Annotated in this window: 21 protein-coding genes and 2 tRNA genes; 3 read left to right on the top strand and 20 right to left on the bottom strand. The window is 72.1% G+C overall.

The genetic code is table 11. The features are described 5' to 3' along the window. Positions 1-31: 31 nt before the first annotated feature. Positions 32-307: a hypothetical protein gene (locus RIU97_RS25770; protein ID WP_404959959.1), complete on the bottom strand. Its 276-nt coding sequence runs from the start codon at positions 305-307 to the stop codon at positions 32-34. Between the two features lie 5 nt (positions 308-312). Further along, the gene (locus RIU97_RS25765; protein WP_404959958.1) at positions 313-501 is read right to left on the bottom strand and encodes a hypothetical protein; all 189 of its coding nucleotides are present in this window, start codon (positions 499-501) and stop codon (positions 313-315) included. A 265-nt stretch (positions 502-766) separates the two neighbouring features. Here RIU97_RS25765 and RIU97_RS25760 point away from each other — a divergent pair, with 265 nt between their 5' ends. Continuing rightward, positions 767-1,753 (top strand): LuxR C-terminal-related transcriptional regulator, encoded by a 987-nt coding sequence (locus tag RIU97_RS25760; RefSeq protein ID WP_404959957.1) that lies wholly within the window; start codon positions 767-769, stop codon positions 1,751-1,753. 3 nt (positions 1,754-1,756) lie between these two features. On the opposite strand, the gene RIU97_RS25755 is transcribed toward RIU97_RS25760, so the two are convergent. From RIU97_RS25755 to RIU97_RS25740, 4 genes are all read right to left on the bottom strand, one after another. Then, positions 1,757-1,990: a DUF397 domain-containing protein gene (locus RIU97_RS25755; RefSeq protein ID WP_404959956.1), complete on the bottom strand. Its 234-nt coding sequence runs from the start codon at positions 1,988-1,990 to the stop codon at positions 1,757-1,759. Then, positions 1,977-2,825 (bottom strand): helix-turn-helix transcriptional regulator, encoded by an 849-nt coding sequence (locus tag RIU97_RS25750; protein ID WP_404959955.1) that lies wholly within the window; start codon positions 2,823-2,825, stop codon positions 1,977-1,979. The genes RIU97_RS25755 and RIU97_RS25750 overlap by 14 nt, the downstream gene beginning before the upstream one ends. 176 nt (positions 2,826-3,001) lie before the next feature. Then, entirely contained in the window at positions 3,002-4,684 is a 1,683-nt protein-coding gene (locus tag RIU97_RS25745) for a glycosyl hydrolase family 18 protein (protein ID WP_404959954.1), read from the bottom strand. 254 nt (positions 4,685-4,938) lie between these two features. Beyond that, positions 4,939-6,054, bottom strand: a complete 1,116-nt coding sequence (locus RIU97_RS25740) for an LLM class flavin-dependent oxidoreductase (protein ID WP_404959953.1) — start codon at positions 6,052-6,054, stop codon at positions 4,939-4,941. A gap of 229 nt (positions 6,055-6,283) precedes the next feature. On the opposite strand from RIU97_RS25740, the gene RIU97_RS25735 reads away from it, so the two are divergent. Continuing rightward, positions 6,284-7,042, top strand: coding sequence for an IclR family transcriptional regulator (locus RIU97_RS25735; RefSeq protein ID WP_030718073.1), 759 nt, complete (start codon positions 6,284-6,286; stop codon positions 7,040-7,042). Positions 7,043-7,145: 103 nt separating this feature from the next. On the opposite strand, the gene RIU97_RS25730 is transcribed toward RIU97_RS25735, so the two are convergent. The 7 genes from RIU97_RS25730 to RIU97_RS25700 form a co-directional block, all read right to left on the bottom strand. Further along, positions 7,146-7,219, bottom strand: a tRNA-Lys gene (locus tag RIU97_RS25730). A 39-nt stretch (positions 7,220-7,258) separates the two neighbouring features. Next, a complete protein-coding gene (locus RIU97_RS25725) occupies positions 7,259-7,561 on the bottom strand; it encodes a hypothetical protein (protein ID WP_404959952.1) in 303 nt (100 codons plus the stop codon). A 108-nt stretch (positions 7,562-7,669) separates the two neighbouring features. Continuing rightward, positions 7,670-8,080 (bottom strand): hypothetical protein, encoded by a 411-nt coding sequence (locus tag RIU97_RS25720; RefSeq protein WP_404959951.1) that lies wholly within the window; start codon positions 8,078-8,080, stop codon positions 7,670-7,672. Beyond that, a complete protein-coding gene (locus RIU97_RS25715) occupies positions 8,077-9,816 on the bottom strand; it encodes an AMP-binding protein (protein ID WP_404959949.1) in 1,740 nt (579 codons plus the stop codon). Before RIU97_RS25715 ends, RIU97_RS25720 begins: the two co-directional genes overlap by 4 nt. Before the next feature lie 26 nt (positions 9,817-9,842). After that, on the bottom strand, positions 9,843-10,436 hold the full coding sequence (locus tag RIU97_RS25710) for a lytic polysaccharide monooxygenase (RefSeq protein WP_404962940.1): 594 nt from the start codon (positions 10,434-10,436) through the stop codon (positions 9,843-9,845). A 220-nt stretch (positions 10,437-10,656) separates the two neighbouring features. Next, positions 10,657-12,603, bottom strand: coding sequence for an SPFH domain-containing protein (locus tag RIU97_RS25705; protein WP_404959947.1), 1,947 nt, complete (start codon positions 12,601-12,603; stop codon positions 10,657-10,659). A gap of 1,433 nt (positions 12,604-14,036) precedes the next feature. Then, on the bottom strand, positions 14,037-15,386 hold the full coding sequence (locus tag RIU97_RS25700) for a peptidoglycan-binding protein (protein ID WP_404962939.1): 1,350 nt from the start codon (positions 15,384-15,386) through the stop codon (positions 14,037-14,039). 226 nt (positions 15,387-15,612) lie between these two features. Here RIU97_RS25700 and RIU97_RS25695 point away from each other — a divergent pair. Continuing rightward, positions 15,613-15,686 (top strand) — tRNA-Lys (locus RIU97_RS25695). 78 nt (positions 15,687-15,764) lie between these two features. Here the strand turns inward: RIU97_RS25695 and RIU97_RS25690 are convergent. The 7 genes from RIU97_RS25690 to RIU97_RS25660 all read right to left on the bottom strand — a co-directional run bounded on the left by RIU97_RS25690 (position 15,765) and on the right by RIU97_RS25660 (position 22,615). Continuing rightward, a complete protein-coding gene (locus RIU97_RS25690; protein ID WP_404959946.1) occupies positions 15,765-16,424 on the bottom strand; it encodes a class F sortase in 660 nt (219 codons plus the stop codon). Between the two features lie 65 nt (positions 16,425-16,489). After that, positions 16,490-17,095 carry a hypothetical protein gene (locus RIU97_RS25685; protein WP_404959945.1) on the bottom strand — a complete coding sequence of 202 codons (606 nt, stop codon included), beginning with the start codon at positions 17,093-17,095 and terminating at the stop codon, positions 16,490-16,492. A gap of 123 nt (positions 17,096-17,218) precedes the next feature. Continuing rightward, a complete protein-coding gene (locus RIU97_RS25680) occupies positions 17,219-17,998 on the bottom strand; it encodes an HAD-IIA family hydrolase (protein ID WP_384228836.1) in 780 nt (259 codons plus the stop codon). 165 nt (positions 17,999-18,163) lie between these two features. Further along, a complete protein-coding gene (locus tag RIU97_RS25675) occupies positions 18,164-19,702 on the bottom strand; it encodes an alkaline phosphatase family protein (protein WP_404959943.1) in 1,539 nt (512 codons plus the stop codon). A gap of 131 nt (positions 19,703-19,833) precedes the next feature. Then, on the bottom strand, positions 19,834-20,901 hold the full coding sequence (locus tag RIU97_RS25670; protein ID WP_404959942.1) for a 2-aminoethylphosphonate ABC transporter substrate-binding protein: 1,068 nt from the start codon (positions 20,899-20,901) through the stop codon (positions 19,834-19,836). A 36-nt stretch (positions 20,902-20,937) separates the two neighbouring features. After that, positions 20,938-21,735: an ABC transporter permease gene (locus RIU97_RS25665; protein ID WP_404959941.1), complete on the bottom strand. Its 798-nt coding sequence runs from the start codon at positions 21,733-21,735 to the stop codon at positions 20,938-20,940. Beyond that, positions 21,722-22,615 (bottom strand): 2-aminoethylphosphonate ABC transporter permease subunit, encoded by an 894-nt coding sequence (locus RIU97_RS25660; RefSeq protein WP_404959939.1) that lies wholly within the window; start codon positions 22,613-22,615, stop codon positions 21,722-21,724. The genes RIU97_RS25665 and RIU97_RS25660 overlap by 14 nt, the downstream gene beginning before the upstream one ends. Between the last annotated feature and the right edge of the window lie 29 nt (positions 22,616-22,644).

Raw genomic sequence — 22,644 nt, 5'->3', positions numbered from 1 at the left:
GGAACGTTCGCGAAGGGGGCCGAGGATGCCGTCAGCGGTGCGGCTCGGGGGTGCTGTAGCCGTGCGCCCGCAGCGGGGCGCGGGCGCCGTCGAGGATGGCGTGGGCCTGGGTGAGGGCCGCGGCTTCCGAGGCGGCCCGCAGGAAGAGGTAGACGTCCACGCCGTTGCCGGCGGCTTTGGTCCGCAGGTGTTCGAGACCGTGCGCGGCGGGGGTGTGGGCCCAGATCAGATCGGAGACGAGCGCGAGCACGCCCTCCTGGTCCGGATCATCCGTAGGCCCTGAGAGTGAGGCTCGGATGATGCGCATGCCGGCTAGTCCCAGTTGATGCTGTCCTCGACGGACGCGGGCGCCGTGTCCCAGTTGATGCTGCCGTCGGCGGAGGCGGAGGCGCTGATGTGGTGGCTCTCGGCGGAGACGGTCACCGAGGTGGTGGTGACGGCGGCGGCGCAGAGGGCGGTGAAGACGGCGGCGACAGCGGCGAAGCGGGCGGTGCGGGACATGGTTTCCCCCGAGGTCAGGAGCCGGTGAGCGATTCGTTCGGTGCGGTGTGCTGCGCGCTGATCCGGATCGTCCTTGCGGCTCTGGCCTGAGTCGGGGACTTTCGTCCCCGCCGTCCCGGTGAACACCATGTTGCTGCCGCCAGGACCCGCGAAGAAGAGGTTCCGGCTGTCACCAACAGGCCTGGCACCTTGGTGACAGACTTCGCCTACGATCACCGGGGCGGCGCTCGCCGGGACCGCCCAACTACTTCTGGGGGGCTGTGACTTGCTGCAAACACTGGGCCTCGGGGCCGACGTGGAATCCGTGTACCGGGGCATGCTGGCCGACCCTTCGGGAGGCGTCGCCGAACTGAGCACCCGCCTCGGCCTCACCGAGACCCAGGTCCGCGAGGGCCTGGACCGGCTCGTCGACCTCGACCTGCTCAGACCGTCGCGCGATTGCCCGGGCGCGCTGCGCGCGGTGAGACCCGAACTGGGCCTGGAGCTGCTGCTGCGCCGCCAGGAGGAGGAACTGGCCCGGCAGCAGCAGGAGCTGGCCCGCAGCAAGGCAGCAGCGGCACAGGTGGTCTCCGAGTTCGCGGAGCTCAGCCCGAACACCGAGGTCGACGGCGCGGAACGGCTCGTGGGGATGGACGCCATCCAGGGCCGCCTGGAGCAGCTCGCCCACGGCCTGACCCGGGAGTGCCTGGCGATCCTGCCGGGCGGCGCGCTCTCCGAAGCGAGCCTGGAGTCCTCCCGGCCACTGGACCAGGGCGCGCTGGCTCGCGGCATCGAGATGCGCTCGGTCTACCAGGACAGCGCCCGCAACGATCCGACGACGCTGGCCTACGCGCGGTGGCTGACCGAACAGGGCGGCCAGGTGCGGACCAGTCCGCTCCTGCCGCCGCGCCTCCTGATATTCGACCGCGCCGTGGCGGTGGTCCCGATCGACCCCGGCCACTCCCGTCTGGGCGCCCTGTGCACCAGCGCGCCCGGGATCGTGGCCTCCCTCACCACCCTGTTCGAGCAGACGTGGGCGGCCGCCGTACCCCTCGGAGCCGACCGCCCCCGCCCCAGCGACGCCCGCCCCACCGCGACCGAGCTCGAACTGCTCAAGCTCCTGGCCTCGGGCATGACCGACGAGGCCGCGGCCAAGCGCCTCGGGGTGTCCCTGCGCACGGTCAGGCGCCAGATGTCCGCCCTCATGGAACGCCTCCACGCGACGAGCCGCTTCGAAGCCGGCCTCAAAGCGGCCCAGCAGGGCTGGCTCTGACGGTCAGAGGCTGCCTACGAAGGCGGTGAACGCCTCCGGGGCGACCGTGAAGGCGGGCCCGTCGGGGTTCTTGGAGTCCCGGACCGCGACGCGGCAGGGCTGGGCGGCCACCTCGACGCAGCAGCCGCCGGTGTTACCGCTGTGCGAGGCCTTGCGCCATGCGGCTCCGCCGAGGGGGGCGCACTCGACGCACTCGCCGCCGTTGGTGCTGCTGTAGGTCGACTTACGCCACTGCACGCTCCTCAGGTCCACACTGGTCCCCATAGCGTTCCTCCATTACGCGTGCGATCAGAAGGGCCGAGTCCTCCGGCGAGAGTGCGTCGGCCTGCAGCCGAGCGTAGCCGAGGGAACGCTCTCGGATCACGGGCGGATTGGCTGTCATATGGCCCGAGTCATAGCTCTCCGTGTAGAAGAGATCGGGGTCGCGGTCGAAGCGGAGCAAGGTGAACGATCCCGTCATCCCGGTGTGTTCGCCGACCGAGAAGGGCATCACCTGGATTTGGACCCACGGCCGCTCAACAAAGGTGAGCAGGTGGGCCAGTTGTTCCCGCATGACCTCGCGGCCCCCGACCCTGCGATGCAGCAGCGCCTCGTCCAGCACCACCAGCAGGACCGGCGGGGTCTCGCGGGCCAGTATGCGCTGACGCTCCAGACGGGCCGCCACGATCTCGTCGACCCGGCCCGAGTACTCCACGCTCAGCAAGGCCTTCGCATAGGCCTCCGTCTGGAGGAGTCCGTAGACCACCTGCGACTGGAACGTGGAGATGAACGTCGCCCGGGCCTCCATCTCCGCGTACGCCTGGAACCACGTCGGCAGCACGCTCCGCAGGACCAGGCCCACCAGCCGGGAGAAGTGCCCGTCCGTCCCCAGCGCCGCGTCCACCCGTTCCGAGAAGTCCCGGGTCGGCACCCGCTTCGTGTTCTCCACCTGGCCGATCAGCGAGCCCGTGCAGTAGATGATGTCGCCCAGCTGTGACTGTTTCAGCCCGGCACCCTCTCTCAGTCGACGGAGTTCGTAGCCGTAGTAGTCCAGCGGCGAGGCGCTGGGGTCGAGGTCGCGGGCCAGGACCATGGAATGGTCACCCCCATGCAAACGCGGGTCGGAGCCGGATTCGGCTTGTGGCCGAGCGTAGTGGCGTCGACACGCAGAGATGTCCGGAATCCGGCAACCATGTCACACACCTCCGCCCCGCCCCCGGGAGAGAGGGGACAGGGCGGAGGCATCGCTCGGCGCGGGGTGGGGGGAGATCAGCAGGCGCCGAGATCCTTCCAGGCACCCCATTCACCGGTGGTGCCCGGCGTCTCGTTCTGCGTCCACCACTGGGCCTTGTACTTGCGGCCGTTGTGGGAGACCTCGTTGCCGGCGGTGTAGACGGTGCCCGCGACGTACGCCGGGAGCGATCCGCAGCCGGTCGGAGGCTGCGTGGTCGGCGGGGTCGTGGTGGGCGGGGTGGTCGTCGGAGGCGTGGTGACCGGCGGCTGCGTGGAGCCGCCCAGCGCGTCCGAGATCTGGTTCAGCAGCGTGGTGTTGTTGTCCAGGCCGAGCAGGGAGTACATCATCGCTCCGGCCAGGCCGCGCTGCTTGCCGTAGTCGACCCGGGCCTGGATGGACTTCTGGTTCAGGCCGGTGAAGAACTCGCCGTCCTTGTAGAAGTACGAGGCCTTGGCCTGGTCGTCCCAGAAGGTGCTCGCCGGGTTGTCGACGATGCCTCCGAGCTCCTTGTAGTTGGCGATGCCGGCCTGCTGGCTGGTGGGCCGGGCGCCCGAGGCGCCGGTGGCGGACTGGGCGAGGCCGTTGGCGGTCCCGGCGGGGACGCCCTTCCAGCCGCGGTAGTAGAACTCGTAGCCCAGGGTCAGCTTGTTGGCGGGGAAGCCGCCGGTGATGCCGTAGGCCGGGTTGCCGTCGATCCAGGAGTCGATCGCGTTGTCGATGCTGTACTTCTGGGTGCCGGGGGCGATCACGTCGGTGGGGTCACCGGCCGGGGAGTACAGCGGGGACTGGTGGTACGTCGGCCCGTCGCCGTCCCAGGCGCCGTGCATGTCGTACGTCATGATGTTGGCGTAGTCCAAGTACTGGCCGATCTTGTCGGTCTCGATGTACTTGATCTTGTCCTGGCCGGCCGGGAGGGCCGAGGTCAGCAGGAACTTCTTGCCGCCGTTGGCCGCGCCGTACGCGTCGAGCTGGGTACGGAACTCCTTGAGCAGAAGCGTGAAGTTCTGCTTGTCCTCGGGGGCGTAGTGGTTGCCGAGGTGGCCGCCCGACGAACCCGGGTACTCCCAGTCGATGTCGATGCCGTCGAAGATCCCGGCCGCGGCGCCCTGGCCGCCGTATCCGCCCTCGACCGGCAGGTTGCCCTTGATGTACTGGTCGATGCAGGAGGACACGAACTTCTTGCGGGAGGCGTCGGTCTTCGCCGCGTCGCTGAAGTACTTCGAGTAGGTCCAGCCGCCGAGCGAGATGTTGATCTTCAGGTGCGGGTACTTGGCCTTCAGCTGCTTGAACTGGTTGAAGACACCGACGATCGGCTGGTCCCACTTGTCGGCGACCCCGCTGACGCTGTCCGCGGCGCTGAAGGACTTCTGGTAGTCGGCGTACGAGTCGCCCGCGCCGTCACCGGCGTTGGGGTTGTTGTCGTCGCCCGCCGCCTTGTTCGCCTCGAAACAGGTGAGGTCGGTGGGGTGGATGTTGCCGAACGAGTAGTTGATGACGTCCAGCTTGCCCGCTATGCCGCGGGTGTCGAGGTGCTTGGGGTAGAAGGCGTTCCCGTACACGCTCCACTGGTCGTAGTAGGCGATGCGGACGCCGCCCGCCGCGGCGGTGGTTCCGGCACCGGCGGCCTGGGCCGTGCCGAGTCCCGCGAAGGAGGCAAGCGCTCCGGCTGCCAGCGCGGCCGTTGCGGCGGCCGCGATGAGGGGTTTACGGATGTGCATGAACTGCTCCGTGGGGGTGGGAGGGGAGAGCAAGACGTTCAGGTGAGAGAAGTGATAGCGATCACTCCGACCCCGCGTCAATGGTTCGGACCAAAGAAGGACTAGACCACTCCGGCGCTATCTCCCCAAGTCAGAGACCTGAGCGCACATCAGAAACCGCTCGCCACCCCGGGTGACGAGCGGTTTAAGGCTGCCTTCAGACATCCCCCCGCAAGGTTTCGTCAACAAACCAGCCAAACCCCGTTCGCAGGCGGTCAGTCGGCCGCCGGTGCCTGCACGGGCATGTCGTACGCATCTGCGACGAGCTCGTACGAACGCAACCGGGCCGCCCCGCTGTGGGCGTTGGCGGTCAGCATCAGCTCGTCCGCGCCCGTCCGCTTGGCGAGGTCGTCCAGTCCGGTGCGGACCTCGCCGGGGGTGCCGTGGACGATGTTCGCGAGCCATCCGTTCACGAACTCCCGCTCCCCCGGGGAGAAGGGGTACGCGGCCGCCTCCTGCGGCGTCGGAACCAGTCCGGGCCGCCCGGTGCGCAGCCGCAGCATCGACAGCGCGCCCGTGAGCACCTGGGCGCGGGCCTCCGCGCCGGTGTCGGCGGCCAGCGCCGAGACCCCGATGACGGCGTACGGGGCGTCCAGGACGGCCGAGGGGCGGAAGCTCTGCCGGTAGAGGTCGAGCGCGGGCAGGGTGCCGGCCGCCGAGAAGTGGTGGGCGTAGGCGAAGGGCAGGCCGAGCTCGCCGGCGAGCCGGGCGCTGAAGCCGGAGGAGCCGAGCAGCCACAGCGGCGGCCGCCCGGCGGGGCCCTGCACCGGGCCCGGTACGGCGTGGACGCGGGCGTACGGGTGCCCGTCCGGGAAGTCGTCGTCGAGGAAGCGGGTGAGCTCCATGAGCTGCCGGGGGAAGTCGTCCGCGGCCTCGTCGAGGCGCCCGGCTCCGCGCAGGGCGGCGGCCGTGCGCTGGTCGGTGCCCGGGGCCCGGCCGAGCCCGAGGTCGATCCGGCCCGGGGCGAGCGCCTCCAGGGTGCCGAACTGCTCGGCGATGGCGAGCGGGGCGTGGTTGGGCAGCATGACGCCGCCCGAACCGAGCCGTATGCGGGAGGTGTGCGCGGCGAGGTGGGCCAGGATCACGGCCGGCGAGGAGCTGGCGACGCCGGGCATGGAGTGGTGTTCGGCCACCCAGTGGCGGTGGTAGCCGCGGGACTCGGCGAGCCGGGAGATGGCCACGCTGGTGCGCAGGGACTCGTGGGCGGTGCTGCCGGCGCCGACGGTGACGAGGTCCAGGACCGAGAGCGGTACGGTTGCCGTGCCCTGCGCCGCGCCCCGGATGCTGCCGTTCCTGCCGTGCTGTCCATGTGCGCCACCGGTGTCACTCATCGTCGCTCCCGTCTCGCCGTGTCGTCCGTACGAAGAATTCGAACCGTGGACGGTGGCCGGGCATTCCCGGCGGACCGGTATAGCGCGCGTGACCATGGCATATGCCAATGGAGTAGATCCAGGCAGAGAGATATGATTGAGTCATCAATCTCCTCAACAGGCGCTCCACATGGGCCGCTTGATGGCTATCGTGGTAGGGCAAGCGGTAACAACCTGCTAGGGGGAAACCGTGGCGCTGAAGCCCGAGCCGACCGCGCCGTTCCACTCGGTGCAGTACGCACTACGCGTACTCGAAACGATCGCACGGCACACCGGCGGTGTGACCGACGTGCAGATCGCGCGTGAGACCGGCCTGCCCGCCGTCCATCTCGCTCCGATGCTGCTCATGCTGCGTCGGGAGGGGTATGTCCTGCAGGTGTCCGACGGCGCCTACGCCATAGGGGACTCCCTCGTCCTGCTCGGCTCGGGCATCGACCGGCAGCAGGCGCTCACCGACAAGCTGCAGGAAACCCTGGACCGGCTGCGCGACTCGGTCGGCGCGGCCGTCTACATCAGCCGGTACGTGGACGGCGAGGTCAGGATCACGCAGTTCGCGGACAGCCCCCGCACCCCGAAGGTGCACGAGTGGGTCGACTTCCGCTCCGCGGCGCACGCCAGCGCGGTCGGCAAGTGCCTGCTCACGCAGCTGGACCTGAACGGGCGGCGCGACCACCTGTCCCGGCACAAGATCGCCCGGCTCACGTCGAAGACGATCGTGAACGAGCGGATCCTCTTCTCCAAGCTGGACGCCCAGCCGGCCACCGTGCCGATGCTGGACCTGCAGGAGTACGCCGTGGGCACGGTCTGCGCGGCGGTCCCGATCACCGCCGGGGCCTCGGTGGGCTGCCTGGCCCTGTCGATGCCGGTCGAGCACGCGCACCGGCTGCGCGCCGCGGCGGACACCCTGAACCGGAAGGCCGCGCCGCTGCTGCTGTCGCTCACGCTCTAGCGCTCTGGCGGCGGGGCAGCACGCGGGCCGGTGCGGACCGGTGCGCGGGCCGGAAAACACTTCGGGCGGTTCCCGGTGAACCGGAAACCGCCCGAAGGACAGGTGCGCCGCCAGGGACTCGAACCCCGGACCCGCTGATTAAGAGTCAGCTGCTCTAACCAACTGAGCTAGCGGCGCCTGCTGACAGAGAAAATACTACCTGGTCCTCCGGGGTGCTCAAAACCAATACCCGGGTGCGGGCCTCGAACGTACGCGAGGGCCGCCGGAACGCGGCGGGAGCAGGACCCCGCCCTCGGCGAGGACGATCTTCAGGGATGGCGCGTCGGACTGCTCACCGGGCCCGGGATCTCCAAGCTCAGGACGGCCGGACCCGGGGAGACGGAACGGGTCGGCGTCGAGGGCGGTGTCGACGGGGACGGCGGAGCGCACGGCGATGTCGGCGAGGGCGCCGGTGAGGCCGTTGTCCGCGAGCACCTGGGGGCGGACGCCGTGGATCATCTCGCGGAGTTCGGTGAGCACCTCGCCGGCCTCGTCGTGGGCGGTGGTGAGCTCGTCGGCGAGCCAGACCGGGCGGTGCGTCGAGGCGGGCGAGGCGGGCGAGGCGGGCGAGGCGGGCGAGGCCGAGCGTCAGTGTGAGCGCGACCAGCCGGTGCCGGGCGGGCCGGTCACCCCGGCAGCGCCTTCGTCGGACTGCCCCAGGATGCCCCGCACGGCCTCCAGACTGTCGATCCGCTGTACCGGCGCATGGGCCTCCGCCTCCGAGAGGTTGGCGCGATACAGCGGCAGCAGGCTATGGATCTGCTGGCGGACCTGCTCCAGCGCGTGCTGGCGGGCCCGGAGCTCCTCGTCGTGCGCGGCGAGCAGCTGCAGTGAGGCGGGCGGGAGACCATCGAGCCGGCCCTGAGACCGACCGGCATCGTCGCCCCGCGCCCCTACAGCTCCTGGTAAGGGCCCGGTCCGCCCGGACAGGACCGAGGAGACTGATGAAATCTTGAAAACCCGATCGGTTTGCACCGGTTCAACCCGATCGGTATTCACTGGCAATCCAGCGTGGATCGGGCGGCCGGAGCGAAATCTTCAGGAGACCCCCAGCGGTCGAGCAGTTCGCGGCGGCCCTGGGCCTCGTACGACACGAGGAGGGCGGACAGCGCGGCCTCGTCCAGGCGTCGGTAGACGGATTGGCCGGGCGGGCGCCACCAGACGGGGTCCGGGCAGCGGAAGCCGGACCGGCGCAGGGCAACCCGGTGGACCTTGTTCGTTGCCGTGACCGGCATGGCCGGGAGGATGCGGACGTAGCGCGGGGACATCTTCGTACCCAGGTCCGGCTGCGCGAAAAGGAAGGCGGTGAAGGCCTCCGGGTCGAAGGCGGCCCCTTCCCTGAGGGCGACGGCCGCCATCACCTGGTCGCCCGCGACCTCGTCCGGGACCGCGTAGACGGCGACCGCCGCCGCGTCCGTCCAGCGGGCCAGGATGTTCTCGATCACCGCCGCGGCGAGGTTCTCGCTGTCGACCCGCAGCCGGTCGTCCGTACGGCCCGCGAAGTAGAGGAAGCCCGACGCGTCGCGGAAGAAGAGGTCTCCCGTCCAGTACCAGCCGTCCCGGGTGCGGTCGGCCTCGGCGGCCGGGTTGCGCCAGTAGCCCTCGAACAGGCTGCGGCCCCGGTTGACCAGTTCGCCGATGGCCGCGGAGCCGTTCAGCAGGCGGCCGTCCCCGTCCAGCACCGCGGCCGGGCATTCCGCGCCCGTCTCCGGGTCGATCACCGCCAGGTCGTCGCCCGCGCCCGCCCGGCCCAGCGCGCCCGGCGGGGTGTCCGGGGTGCGCTGGACCGAGGCGCCGCCCTCGGTGGCCCCGTAGCCCTCCACCAGCCGCACCCCGAACCGCTCGGCGAAGCGCGCCGCGTCCACCGCCCCGGCCTCGGTGCCAAAGCCGAGCCGCAGGCTGTGGGTGCGGTCGTCGGGGCGGGGCCCGGTGGCCAGGAGGTACTGGATCGCCCGGCCGACGTAGGTGAAGTAGGTGGCCCCGTACGCCCGTACGTCGTCCAGGAACGCGGAGGCCGAGAAGCGCCGGCGCAGCGCCACCGCGGCCCCGCCGGCGAGCGCGGGGAGCCAGTCGGCGATGACGGCGTTGCCGTGGAAGAGGGGCATGCAGATGTAGTGGACGTCGTCCGGGGTGACGGAGAACTGGCGGGCCAGTGCCGAGCCGGCCGCGGCGAGCCGGCCCTGGGTGCAGATGGCGGCCTTGGGGGCGCCGGTGGAGCCGGAGGTGAAGTAGAGGAGGAGGCGGGAGCCGGGAGCGGGGGCGCGCAGGGCCGCCTCGCCGGGTTTGGCCGCGGCGTAGGGCGCGAGCAGGGCCTCGTACTCCTCGGTGCCGGTGACCAGGATGCGCACGCCCGGCAGGTCCAGCCCGCGCAGCAGCGGCAGGTGGGCGGGCTCGGTGATCAGGATCCGGCAGTCGGTGTGCAGGATGTCGCGCGCCAGCTCGGGGCCGCGCCGGGTGGGGTTGATCCCGGCGACGGCGGCCCCGGCCAGGGCCGCCGCGCCGAGCCAGAACGGGAACTCGGGGGTGTTGTCGAGCAGTACGCCGAGGTGCGGCTCGGCCCCCGGAGGCATGAGGTCGACGAGGAGCGCGGCGCGCGCGGCGGCCTCCTGGGCGGTCCGGTGGTGGGTGAGGACGTGCCGTTCGGCGTCGTCCTCGTACATCAGCCCGGGCCGGTGGTCGCCCCATTGGCGCGCTATGAGCTCCGCGACGGTTTCGGGTGCAGTCGTCGTCCGCATGCCGCCGGAGGGTAGTTGACGTTCCGTCAGAATTGAACGTCGGAGCAGGCGTAGAAGGCCATCGGGGTGTCGTTGACGGTCCAGACGGCCAGGATCAGGTGCCGGCCGCTCTTGCCGCTCGGCATGGCTCCCTGGTGGACGGTGGTCATGGCGGGGCGGGCGCCGTTGTAGGCGACGGTGAGGAAGGGCTGGGGTTCGAGGTCGGCGCGGGTGAGGGCCTTGGTTCCGGTCCAGCCGTTCTTGGTGACGTAGTACTTGAAGTCGGTGGTGGAGTGGTTGGCGGTGAACTGCCACCGGAAGGCGTAGCTCTGCCCGCTGGTCACCTTGGTGGTGGGCCAGGCGCCACCGCGCGGGTTGTCGAGCTCGGCGAACTGCGAGAGCCCGCCGGAACATATCTTGCCGTCGGCGGGGCCGGCGGCCGGGAAGCCCTTGAAGCCCTCGACGCTCTGCGGCTCCCACTGGATCGCGCCGCAGTCGGAGACGGTCTTGTTGGCGCAGAGCTTCTGGCGGCTGATGGGGGTGTCGGTGTAGCCGTGGCTGCTGGCGCTGGGGGCGCCCATGAGGGTGATTCCGGCGACGAGGCCGAGGCCGAGCGCGGCGACGCCGGCCCGTCCGGGCATGCGGACGTTACGCATGATGCTCCTTGAACGTGGGGGGAGTTCGACGAGAGCGCGCGCGCTGCGTAGTGCGTGTGTGCGTGTGTGCGTGTGGGGATTTCAGGTCTAGACCAAGTCCCAGATTATTGACGAGAGTTGGCCATGTCCATACCAATGGGAGAACGGGTGGTCCGGTTGCTTCCGGCCACCCGTTCTCGTCGTCCTCGCCCCGCCGCTCGGAGCGCTACTCGGGGCGTCCCGTGTAGAAGGCGACCGTGAGGTCCTTCACCAGGGCCTTGCGCTCGTAGTCGTCGAGCTCGACCAGTCCGCGCGAGGTCAGCCGGTGGACGGTGTCGTCCACGGCGTCCACGACCGAAGTCAGCACGGTGTCCCGGTGCTTGGCGTCGATCGCCGCGACCCGGCGGCGCCGCATGGCCTCGGCGACCTCGGCCGCGTACTCGATGCGGGTCGGCTGGGCCGAGAACACCTCGATCCCGACGGCCTCGGTTTCGGCCGCCACCATCCGGGTCAGCGCGTCGCCGACCGCCTCGGCGTCCCGCAGGGTCGGGGCGTCCTCGTGGAAGGCGTCGGCGGGGAGCTGGGACAGCACGCGGGCCATGGCCGATTCGACCTGCTCGGCGAGGTACTCCGTGTGGTTTTCGACGGCGAGCGTGGCCCGGGCCGTGTCCTTGACCTGCCAGACGACCTGCACGACCACCTGGAGGGCGAGGCCGCCGGAGTCCACGGCGGGCATGGGGTCGCTGCGCCAGTGCCGCAGCCGTACGTCGACCCGGCGGCGCAGGAGGAGGGGGCTGACCCAGGTCAGGCCGGTACGGCGGACCGTGCCGCGGTAGCGGCCGAAGAGGGTGAGCACCCAGGCGTGGCCGGTACGGGCCCGGCCGAGACCGCCGAGCGCGACGAGGGCCACGATGCCGAGGAAGGCGAGCGGGGGCCAGTGGGTGGCGCGCAGGCCCTGGTAGGCGCGGGGGGTCGCGCCGAAGGCGGCCACGAAGGGGGCGGGGACGGCCCCGGCCCGCCAGAGCACGGCCGTGCAGCCGGCGAGCGCGATGCCGCCGACGGCCACACCGACCCAGCCGGGCAGCACCGGGCCGCGGTGCTCCCGGAGCCGGTCGTCGCCGCGGGGGACCCGGCGGCCGGGGGCGGGCCGGGGGGCGGCCTGTGACCGGCCGGGCCGGGTGGCGGGCGCGGGCATCGGCTTCGGCTCGCCGCGGAAGGGGAGGTGCACGGGCACCTCGGTGACCGAGGTGCCGCGGCGGGGCGGGAGGCCGGGGAGCTCCCGGGCCTCCTCCCCCTCCACGCCGCGCGCCACCGCCTGGGCGACGATCTCGGCGACGCCGGGCCCGGGCACGCCGGGCGGGTCCGCGGGGCCGAACTCGGGCTCGGGCTCGGGCTCGACGGTCCGCAGGCTCAGGGTGTCCACCCCGGCCTGGGCCTCCGAGTCCTGCGGGTGCGGGATCTCCGGGGCCGCGGCGGCCGCCACCGGCTCGGACTCGGACTCGGCCCGCGCCGCGGGCACTTCCCATCCGTGCGGGGGCACCGGTTCGTCGGCCTGCGCCGATCGGACCACCGGGGCCGCGACCCGGCCGAACGAGGTCTCGGCGGGGGCACTCGCCCCGGCCTCCTCGCGCGGGGCGCCCAGGGCGGCGGACGCCGGAGCCGGAGCCGGAGCAGCAAGCTCCGACTCCGCGCCCCACGCCGGGTGCGTTCGGGGCGCGTCCGACGCCGTACGGGAATCCGCGCACGGCGCGGCCACGGCCACGGCGGCCGCTGCGGCCGGGCCGAACGAGCCCGAGGCCCCGACCTCGGCCGGGTGCTCGCGCGGCACGTCCAATGCCGCACCGGAATCCGGGCGCGGCGCGGCCACGGCCACGGCCGAGCCGTGCGAGGCCGCAGCCCCGGGCTCCGCCGCCCGCGCCGGGTCCGGGCGGGACACGGACGCGGGAGCGGAGTGCGCAGCGCGGGCGACGCCGGCGAGCTCCGGCTCCGCGGCCGCCCACGCCGGGTGCGCGCGCCCCGCGAGCGGCGCCGTACGGGAAGCCGGGCCGGCGACCGGCTCCGGCTCTGCGGCCCACGCGGGGCGGGCATGCGGTGTGGCCGGAGCCGTCCGGGAATCCGAGCGGGCCGCGAATGCGGCCGCGGGAGCGAGTGCGAGTGCGGGCTCCGGCTCCACCCGCCCCGGGTGGGAAGGCGGCGCTTCCGGAGCCGATCGGGAATCCTGGCGGGACGCGGAAACGCCCGCCGGAGCGGGTGCGGGCGCGGGCTCCGGCTCGGCCGCCGACCCGACGTAGGAGCGCGACGCGGACGGTTCCGTTCGGAAACCCGAGCGGGACGCGGATGCGGCCGCGGGCGCGTGTTCCGGCTCGGCCGCCCACCCCGGGTGGGAACGCGGCGCGGCCGGGGCCGTACGGGAATCCGAGCGGGACGCGGATGCGGCCGCGGGAGCGAGTGCGGGCTCCGGCTCCACCCGCCCCGGGTGGGAACGCGGCGCTTCCGGAGCCATGCCCGCATCCCGGCGGGACGCGGATGCGGGCTCGGGTGCCGGTGCGGACAGCATGCCGCGGCCGGGCCCGCCTTGGGCAGCGGCGGACGCCGTGCGGGGTTCCGGGCCGGGGACCGGCTCCGGCGCCGGGCGGCCATGCGGGCCGGAGGCGGATTCGGGCTCCGGCTCCGCCGCCCACGCCGGGTCCGGGCGGGACACGGACGCGGGAGCGGACTGCGCAGCGCGGGCGACGTCGGAGGGCGCCCGCTCCGCGACCGCCCATGCCGGGTGCGCGCGCCCGGCGACCGATGCCGTACGGGAATTCGGGCCGGTGACGGGCTCCGCCGGGCGGGCGAGCGGCGCGAACGGTGTCGACGCGGATGCGGCCGCGGCCGCGGCAGCGGATACAGGCGCGGGGTCCGGCGCAGCCGCCCACCCCGGGTGGGAGCGCGGCGCTTCCGGTGCCGTGCGGGAATCCCGGAGGGATACGGATCCGGGCGCGCGGTCCGGTGTCGGAGCGGGCTGGGCCGACGGGCCGGGTCCGGCCGGGGCGACGGCGACGGGCTCCGGCTGCGTCGCCCACGCAGAGCGGACTCCGGGCGCGGACGGTGCCGACCGGGGGTCCGGGTGGGATACGGATCCGGGCGCCCGGTCCGGTGTCGGTGCGGGCTGGGCCGACGGGCCGGGTCCGGCCGGGGCGACGGCGACGGGCTCCGGCTGCGTCGCCCACGCAGAGCGGACTCCGGGCGCGGACGGTGCCGACCGGGGGTCCGGGTGGGATACGGATCCGGGCGCCCGGTCCGGTGTCGGGGCGGGCTGGGCCGACCGGCTGGGTCCGGCCGGGGCGACGGCGACGGGCTCCGGCTGCGTCGCCCACGCAGAGCGGACTCCGGGCGCGGACGGTGCCGACCGGGGGTCCGGGTGGGATACGGATCCGGGCGCGCGGTGGGGTGTCGGTGCGGACGGCGCCGACCGGGGGGCCGGGTGGGAGCTCGCCGCGGACGAAGGGGCCGGGGCCGGCGCCGCCGTCCACGTCGGGTGGGTGTGTGGCGCGGGTGCCGTCGGCGGTACGCGGAGGGTGCCCGTCGTCGAGGTGGTGCGCGTGGGGAACATCGTTACCTCCGTCATGCGAACAGCCGGCGCCAGGTTTCCGGGCCCGGGTAGCCGTTGGCCGAGGCTCCGCGCCAGCCCTGCGCGCGCTGGAAGGCCTCGACGTTGCGGCGGTCGGCCTCACCCCAGCGGGGGCCCGGGCCGGACGTGTAGTACTTGCCGAAGCCCTTCTTGCGCAGCTGCCGGGCAAGGGCCTCGATGGCCGCGTGCGACTGGCCCGGGCGGAACACCGCGAGCCCCGGGTAGGCCCGTACTCCGCCCGGTCCCGGCGCCGCGCCCACCAGGGGCGGGATGTCGGCGCCCTGCTTGTCGGCGAGCAGGCGCCAGGTGTGCGCGCCGGGGGTGCCGTCGGCGTCCGTGCCCGACCAGCCCTGTGCGCGCTGGAAGGCCTGGGTGGCCAGCTTGTCGTGGTCGCTCCACGTCCGGTCCGCCACCCCCTTGGGGTAGAAGCGGTACGCGCCGCGCTCGATCAGCATCCGGCCCAGTTGCTCCACGAAGTCGTTCGCGGCGCCCGGGGCGAACTTGTCCGCCCCGGGGAAGGCCTTGGCGTCGCCCGGCTTCGGGCCCGCCGCGGGCGGTTCGGGGACGGCGCCCGGGACCTCCGGAACGACCCCGCCCGTCACCCCGTTGAACCGGTACGGGACGTAATTGGCCGCGTTGCTCCAGTACCCGTAGGGCGTGGCCAGCTTCCGCGTGTTGGGGCGCGTCTGCTCGTAGGCGACGTAGTGGTTGCGCGTCTCGTCGACCCAGCCGCCGAAGATGACCACGTGCGAGCCGTTGTTGGGGTCCGCCGGGTTGTGGAAGAGCAGCATGTCCCCCGGCAGCAGATCCTCCTTGGTGATCTTCGTGGCGAACTTGTCGAGGCTGCCGGTCCACTCGTTCGAGCCGAGGTTCCAGGCCATGGAGACGTAGCCCGAGCAGTCCTGCCGGTAGCCGTCCGTGAAGTACGTGGACATGCTGTACGGAACCTGCGCGTCCAGCCACAGCTTCGCCCGGTTGATGATCGTCGTGCGGTCGATCCGCTTCACGGCGCCGGGCCTGGCGGGGGAGCCGGGGTGCCCGACCGGGCCGCCCTTCGGGCCGTGCAGCGGGGTTCGGCCGCCTTGCGGGGAGCCGGGGTCGTCCAGGGCCACCGGACCGGCGGCCGGGGTGGTCACGGCCACCGCGGCCGTGCCGCCACCGCCGAGGACCACTCCCGCGGCGGTGGCCAGGACCAGCGCCCGCCGGGCCCCGCGGGCCGCGGGGTGCCCCCCGTCCCGCAGCGGTATGGCCCGCGCGCGGGCGAGGGAACGGCGGCGCTGGGCGCATCCCCGGCACACGCAGTCGCCCGCGGGCTCGTACTCCTCGAAAGCGGGCATCGGCATCTGCACATGCGTCGGAGGCTGCGTCGTCATGCGGATCCGTCCACTCCCCTGCTCGTCCCCTGCTCGTCCACTGGTCGGCCGGGCCCACATCTGATAAAGCATCAGATGTGCACGGCGCAGACATATCGTGCACGATGAACCCCTTAAACATGGGTTAATCGGACAAGGTGGGCGTGGCTGGTCACGAGCACCCGCGGAGGTGGGGTAGAGTTTTCCCTGTCAGCAAGCGCCGCTAGCTCAGTTGGTTAGAGCAGCTGACTCTTAATCAGCGGGTCCGGGGTTCGAGTCCCTGGCGGCGCACAGACGGAGGAATCCCCTCGCAGCGAAAGCTGCGAGGGGATTCTTCGTTTCCCGGTCCGGCTGCTTTTCAGAACGCCGTCAGACCGCCGTGCCCTGGCGGGCTCCCACGCCCGTCAGGTAGGCGGAGACCACCACGTTCGCCGTGTACTCCTTGGCCGCCTTGTCGTAGGTGCCCCCGCAGGTGACGAGCCTCAGCTCGGCCCGGCCGCGGACCCGCGGGCCGTACGCCTTGTGCGCGTCGAAGGCCGCCCGCTCGTAGACCCGTACGTCCTCGATCGTGAACTCGGCGACCGATCCGTCCGCCCGCACCACCCGCACCTTGTCACCCGGCTGCACCGTGCTCAGGCCGTAGAACACGGCCGGCTTGGAGCGGGTGTCCACGTGCCCCACCATCAGGGCCGCCCCGGCCGTCCCCGGCTGGACGCCCTTGCCCCACCAGCCCACCGTGCCCGGACTGTCGTACGGGGGCGGTTCGAGCGCGCCGTCCTTGTCCAGGCCCCGGGGGATCACCGGGGCCTGGATGCCTATGGAGGGCACGTCGACGCGCTGGGGCAGGGCCGCGGCGAGCGGGGCGTGCGCGGCCGGCAGCCCCAGGCCCACCGCCCCGCCGGCCGGGCCGGTGGGCGGGGCGGGCGTCACGGTGAGCTGGCGGCCCCACAGCCACAGGCCGAGCACCAGCACGGACCAGGCGGCGAAGGTCAGCAGCCGGCCGCCGGCGGCGGCCTTGACCTCACTCATCCGGCCCCCGCTCGTCCACCGTCCGGTCCCGGCTCATCCACGGCCCGCCTCATCCGCCGCCCGCCTCACTCGCCGCTGCGGCGACGGCGCAGGGCCAGGGCCCGGCCCGCGACGGCCAGGGTGGCGACGGCGGCCAGGATGGCGCCGATCACCGTGTGCGGCAGGCTCGGACCGTCGTCGTGGTCCTTCTTGGCCGCGGCGGCGACCGGCTTGCCCGCCTCCGCGAGCTCGGCGGCCATGCCGCCGCCGCCCGCGTGGACCGGCCAGACCGGCGAGGCGTGGTGGGAGGGGTGGCGGTACTGGGAGATCTGGACGGAGCCGCTGACCCTGTCGTGGCCGTCGCACGTCACCCGGATGGAGTGCCAGCCGGGCGAGGCGTGCGAGCTGATCAGCGCCTCGCCGTAGAGCGGGCTGCGGCCGCCGTCGCGGCCGTGGAGGTCGACGTCCGCGACGAAGACGGCGGACTTGGCCGCCCCTCTGGTGCCGTCGCATCCGTTGACGCGCAGCTTGACCTGCGCTCCGGGGTGGGCCGGATCCGGGTCGACCGTGATGCTGCCGCGGTCGCCGCGGTCCTCCTCGCCCGCGAGGGCGGTGGGCGCGGTCACCGCGGAGAACGCCGCCAGGGCGACGGACACGGCGGCGGCACGGAGAGCGATCGGGACACTGCGCATGGTGAACCTCCTCGTCAAGGAGATTCACGCGCGGCGCGCCGCTCCGCATCCGGAACGGCGCCGTACGTGTCAGCCGCACGCCCCAAACGCGGTACGCCCTGTCGGCCGTACGCGCCGCATCCCTCAGACGAGGTCGACCAGATCCGCGATCGAGTCGACGGTCTTGGTCGGGCGGTACGGGAACTTCTCGGTGTCCGCGACCGAGGTCAGGCCGGTGAGGACGAGGAAGGTCTGCATGCCCGCCTCCAGGCCGGCCAGCACGTCGGTGTCCATCCGGTCGCCGATCATCGCGCTGGTCTCCGAGTGCGCGCCGATGGCGTTCAGGCCGGTGCGCATCATCAGCGGATTGGGCTTGCCGGCGAAGTACGGCTTCTTGCCGGTCGCCTTGGTGATCAGTGCGGCGACCGCGCCGGTGGCCGGGAGCGGACCCTCGGTGGAGGGGCCGGTCTCGTCGGGGTTGGTGCAGATGAAGCGGGCGCCCGCGTTGATGAGGCGGACCGCCTTCGTCATCGCCTCGAAGCTGTACGTCCGCGTCTCGCCCAGGACCACGTAGTCGGGCTCGTGGTCGGTCAGGATGTAGCCGATGTCGTGCAGGGCGGTGGTCAGGCCCGCCTCGCCGATGACGTACGCGGTGCCGCCCGGGCGCTGGTCGTCGAGGAACTTCGCGGTGGCGAGCGCGGAGGTCCAGATGTTCTCGACGGGCACGTCCAGACCCATGCGGGACAGGCGGGCCTGGAGGTCGCGGGGCGTGTAGATGGAGTTGTTCGTCAGGACCAGGAAGGGCTTGCCGGACTCGCGCAGCCGCTTGATGAAGGCATCGGCACCGGGGATCGGGGTGCCCTCGTGGATGAGGACCCCGTCCATGTCGGTGAGCCAGGATTCGATCGGCTTGCGCTCTGCCACTGGACTGTTCTCCGCTCTCGGTGGCCTGTGACCACCGGCCACCGACCACTGATTTCTGACCGCTGACCGCTGACCGCTGACCGCTGACTTCTGGTCTGTACCACCCTATCGGGGCCGGGCCGTGGACGCTCCGGCCGTCCACAGCCCGGACCACGAGGGCCTGGATCAGCTCAGACGGACGTTGTCGACGGTCCAGTACCAGTTGTTGTCGCCGCTGTAGCGGAAGCGGATCTGGACGTCGGTGGCGCCGGCCGGGACCTGGAGCGCGAGGGACTCGGCCCTGGCGACGGCGTCGGCGGTGTAGGACTTCACGACGGTCGGGGCGCCTCCGTTGTAGGAGACGAGGACCTGGGCGCTCTGGCCGGCCTCCTGGCGGTAGTGCGTCTGGAAGGTCAGGTTGCGCGTGCTGCCGCCGGTGACCGCCCACTTGGGGGTGATCAGGGTGGAGTCGAAGGTGCCCGTGTGGCTCTTGTCGTCCCACTCGTCGGAGTCGGCGACGGCGAAGACGTCACGGGAGCGGACGTTCAGCTCGCGCCACTGGTCGCGCTGCGCCTGGCTCCAGAACTCGTCGGTCGCGAAGGCCCAGCCGGCCCACTCGGCGACACCGCCGGTGCCCATCTTGGAGTTGTCGACGGACCAGCCCGCGGGCGGGGTGTGCGTGAAGCCCTTCACCCCCGCCGGGATGCCCGTCTCGTCCACGCGCGCCTGGAGGTTCGGGCGCAGGGTGTCGAAGGGGTCGTCGTCCGGCGCGTTCAGCGGGACTCCGTCGATGCCGGGGGCGGCGACGCCGACCTGGGCGAGCGCGGTCGCGGCCACGTCGACCAGCTTCACGTCGTCGCGGACCGAACCGGCCGCGATGCCCGCGCCCTTGGCGATGACGAAGGTGCCGCGCTCCTGGATGGTCGAGCCGCCGTGGCCGCCGGAGTTGGTGTGGCCGTGGTCGGTGGTGACCAGGACCTTCCAGTTCTCCTGGGCGTACGCCGGGCGGTTCTGGACGGCGGTGAGGAGCTGGCCGACCAGCCCGTCGACGCGGGCGATGGTGTCGAGGTACTGCTGGCTGGCGGCGCCGTAGGAGTGGCCGGCCGCGTCGATCTCGCCGAGGTAGACGAAGGCGGCGTCCGGGTTCTGGTCGCGCAGCTCGGCGGCGGCCGCGGCGGCGATCTTCGGGTCCTCGTTGCGGTAGCCGTCGCGGTCGCCCTTGAGGGAGAGGCGCTTGTCGACCTTGGCGGAGAAGATCGGGCCGTTCTGGTCGGTGGAGGTGATGGGCTCCCAGTCGGCGGCCGCGTACGTGTTGAGCGCCGGCCTGGCGTTCTCGATGCGGGTCAGGAAGTCCGGGTACGCGGTGTAGTTCTTGCCGGTGAAGGAGTTGTCCTTCACGCCGTGCTTGTCGGGCCAGACTCCGGTGGCGATGGTGGACCAGCCGGGGCCCGAGGAGGTGGCGGCCATCGGGTTCGCGTAGAGGGTGCTGCGGGCGGTGAGGCCCTGGGCCATCAGGCCCTGCAGGTTCGGCGCGTTGGCGGCCTTGACACGGTCCAGGACCGCGCCGTCGATGCCGATGACGAGGACCTTGTCGGTGCCGGCGGCGGCCGCGGAATCGTCGGCGGTGGCGGCGGTGGCGACGTGCGCGCCGAGGGCGGTGGCGAGCAGGGCGGTGGCGGTGGCGGCCACGGCGAGGGTGCGTCCGGCGGGGACAGCAGTGGGCACGAACTCCTCCGGGAGTGATCGTGGGAAGGCGCTGGGGACGTGCGCCGGGTCCGGACCGAAAGTGCGCCCTCGGTCCAGACCCGTTATGTAACAGTCACTCTGCTGGTCGTGGATGGCCAGGAGGCAACCAGTCAGCTTCCGGTTGCCGACTTCCACGCGTCGACGTAGCCGGTGAGGTTCTTGTCGATGTCGGCCCAGTCCGGCTCGAAGATCTCCACGCCCGCCATGATCTTGGTGAGCTCGACGGCGTTGGCGTCGGTCGGCTTGACGTCGGTGCGCGCCGGGAAGCCGCCGCCGACCTCGCTGACCAGCTTCTGGGCCTCCTCGCCGAGGAGGTGGTCGAGGAGCTTCTTGCCGTTCTCGGAGTGCGGGGCCTTGGCGACCAGGCCGGCCGCGTAGGGCAGGGCGAAGCTGGTGGGCTTGGCGCCGTCCTTCGCCGGGAACCAGATGCCCAGGTTCGGCATGGACTTGGACTGCGCAAAGTTCATCTGGACGTCGCCGTTGGCCACGAGGAGCTCGCCCTTGTCCGTCTTCGGCGCGAGCTTGCTGGTGGAGGAGGACGGGCCCACGTTGTTGGCCTGGAGCTTCTTCAGGTACTCCATCGCCGGCTCCTTGCCGCCGAAGTCGTGCATCGCCTTGATGAGGACGGCCGTTCCGTCGCCCGCGACGCCCGGGGTGGAGTACTGCAGCTTTCCCTTGTACTTGGCCTCGAGCAGCTCCTCCCAGGTCTTGGGGGCCTCGGGGAGCTCCTTCTTGTTGTGGATGAAGCCGAAGTAGTTGTTGACGACCGAGGTCCACTTGCCGTCGGGCGCCTTGTCCGCGCCGTTGACCTTGTCGGAGCCCTGCGGCCTGTACGCCTCGAGCAGGCCCTTGCCGTCGGCCTGCTGGATGAACGGCGGCAGCGTGATCAGCACGTCGGCCTGGGTGTTGGTCTTCTCGCGGACGGCGCGCTGCACCATCTCGCCCGAGCCGCCCTCGACGTACTTGACCTCGATGCCGGTCTTCTTGGTGAAGTCGGCGAAGACCTTGTCGTACCAGCCGTCGCCCTTCTCGCTCTTGAGGCCGTCGGCGCTGTAGACGGTGACGACCTTCTCGCCGCCCCGGGAGTCGGCGGAGTCGGCGGAGGAACCGCCGCAGGCGGTGAGGGCGAGGCTGCCGACCAGGGCGGCGGCGCTGCGGAGCAGGAGCTTGCTGGGCATGGAACTTCCTTACCGGGAAAGGGAGTCAGCGGGGAATCAGCGGTACGAGGCCTTGGTGCGGACGCGGGAGACGGCCAGGAGGACCAGCAGGGTGGCGGCCATCAGGACCACGGCGACGGCGGAGCCGCTGAAGAGCGAACCGCGGTCGGTGGCGGTGAAGATGCGGACGGGGAGGGGCATCCAGTCCGGCGGGTAGAGCATCATCGTGGCGCTCAGCTCGCCCATGGACAGGGCGAAGCAGAGTCCGGCCGCGGCCGTCAGGGACGGCAGCAGGAGGGGGAGCTTGACGCGCCAGAGCACGTACGCGGGGCGGGCGCCGAGGGAGGCCGCAGCCTGCTCGTACGCGGGGTCGAGCCGCACGATCGCGGCCGAAACCGACTGGTAGGCGAACGCCGTGACCAGGATCGTGTGCGCCAGGACGACGATCGAGCTGGTGCCGTTGAGCAGGACCGGCGGCCGGCTGAAGGCGACGAGCACGGCGAGGCCGACCACCACGGAGGGGACGGCGACGGGCAGCATGAACAGGGCGTCCAGGGCACGCTTCCCGCGCTTCCTCAGCGTGGCGGCGGCCAGCGCGGCCCAGGTGCCGACGGCGAGCGCGAGGAGGCTGGCGGCGAGGGCGGTCACCAGGCTGGTGGTCAGCGCCTGGAGGGATTCGCCGCGCACGGCGGAGGCGTAGTTCGCGGTCGTCGGGCCGGAGGGGAAGGCGCCCGACCAGTGGGTGGCGAAGGAAGCCGCGCCCACGACGAGCAGCGGCAGGGCGAACAGCGGCAGGAAGAGGAGGCCGAAGAGGCTCCAGGCGGCCCAGCGGCCGGTCTTGCTATGCACCAGCACGCTTGCTCACCACCCGGTAGAGGCCGAACAGGCCGACGGAGATCGCGATGTTGACGACGGCGACCACACAGGCGGCCGCGTAGTCGGATTCGAGGATGGCCTTGCCGTAGATGAGCATCGGCAGGGTCGTGACGTCCTTGGCTCCGGTGAAGAGGACGATCCCGAACTCGTTGAGGCACATGACGAGGACGAGGCTGCCGCCCGCGGCGAGCGCCGGGAGGGCCTCGGGCAGGATCACCTGCCGGACGATCCGGGCGGGCCGGGCGCCGAGGCCGGCGGCGACCTCCAGCTGAGCGGTGTCCAGCTGGGAGAAGGCCGCGAGCAGGGGGCGCATCACGAAGGGCGTGAAGTACGTGATCTCCGCGAGGAGGACGCCCCAGGGGGTGGTGGGGAAGTGGAAGGGCCCCTCGGCGGCCCCGGTGAGGCCGGTCCAGGCCCCGTTGGCCATGCCCACCGTCCCGTAGATGAAGAGGAGGGCGAGGGTGACGAGGAAGGAGGGGAAGGAGAGGAACACGTCGATGAACTTCGCGACGGCGCGGGCCCCGGGGAAGGGCACGAAGGCGATGATCAGCGCGAGGACGAAGCCGAGCACGAGGCAGCCGGCGGTGGCCCCGACGGCCAGCCGGACGGTGGTCCCGAGGGCCTCGCGGAAGCTCTGCGAGGCGAAGACCGAGGCGTACGCGTCGAAGGCGCCGCCACCGTTCTCGGGACTGAGCGACTGCTGGACGACCAGCGCCAGGGGATACAGGAACACCAACGCGAGCACGGCCACCGGCGGCAACACCCATACCAGCGCACTCTTCAGCCTCGCCGGCGCTCGAGGCACGGGGTCCGGGGCGGAGCCCCGATCTTTCAGCCCCGTCGCACCTTGCAGCCCCATCGCACCTTCCGGCCCCGCCGGCGGCTGGG

The sequence above is a fragment of the Streptomyces sp. 147326 genome (assembly GCF_045000215.1).
Lineage (GTDB): Bacteria > Actinomycetota > Actinomycetes > Streptomycetales > Streptomycetaceae > Streptomyces.
Note: the sequence above shows the minus strand (reverse complement) of the source record. Positions and strands in the feature narration are given on the sequence as shown.